The organism is Neisseria sp. P0009.S007 (genome assembly GCF_051962515.1).
Genome location: NZ_JBQCVF010000600.1, coordinates 1 through 955 on the forward strand (window position 1 = coordinate 1; position 955 = coordinate 955).

Annotated in this window: 2 pseudogenes; one reads left to right on the forward strand and one right to left on the reverse strand. The window is 48.2% G+C overall.

The annotated features are described in order from the left end of the window. Positions 1-777, forward strand: a pseudogene (locus ACTHS3_RS15075) (hypothetical protein); the annotation flags it as partial. Positions 778-871: 94 nt separating this feature from the next. Here ACTHS3_RS15075 and ACTHS3_RS15080 read toward each other — a convergent pair. Continuing rightward, positions 872-955: pseudogene (locus ACTHS3_RS15080) on the reverse strand (RNA-binding protein); the annotation flags it as partial.

Sequence of the window (955 nt, forward strand, 5' to 3'; positions counted from 1 at the left end):
GAGCCGAATATCGATTTGGAAACCGGTAAGTTCAACGGCGATCATGATGTGCCGGTGAATAAACTGTATGCCGAAGGCACTTTGTACAACAATATTAAAGCGCGTGTCGGTAAATTTGGCGCGTTCTCTTCATACGGTCGCGTATGGGATACTGAAGTAACCGGCGGTGAAATCTTCTTCGACAATAAAACCCTGCCTACCAAAATCTATGCAGGCCGCCGCACTGGCAATTTGAACGACAACGCATGGGGCATTGGCGGCCGCCGCAGACATTTTGCCGCGGTTCAAAGCGTGTTGCCTGTGAATGAGAATATCAACGTCGGCGCAACCGTCAGCTACATGAAAGACATCGATGTACGCGGTGCGAAGAAAAATGCAGTCTTCGGGGAAATTGGTACGGACATCAAATTTAATGACGATTGGCATTGGATGGCTGCAGTCAGCAAGTCCAATATCAAAGCCTATAATGATGCCGGCCAAAAAATCAAAAATGATGGCGTGTTCACTGAAGTGCGCTATAAATCAGCCGACTGGAACGTCCGCAATTCTTACGACGTATTCTTGAACTACCGCCGTGTCGGTTCGTTGTCCGGTGTCTCTTCCGTTGAGGATTACAGCAAAAACGTCCAAGGCGTGCAAATCGGTGCGACCTATATTCCTTGGAAAAACTGGAAACTTAAAGGCTTTTATTTGGCCGGCAAACAGGTTACGCCTACCGTCGGCACAGATAAGCAGGACGTAAACGTTATTCGTGGTCAGTTAGAATATAAATTTTAATCATCACAAATAAAAAACAGGCAGGATGTCCTGCCTGTTTTTGGTTTTCAGACGGCATGGATATAGGGCCGTCTGAAACAATGGATGAAACGCTTTACCAGCTATCGCGCTTCATACGGTCAAGCTGGCGGCGGTCGCGTTTGGTTGGGCGTCCGTCCGGATAAGCGGCACTGATGCG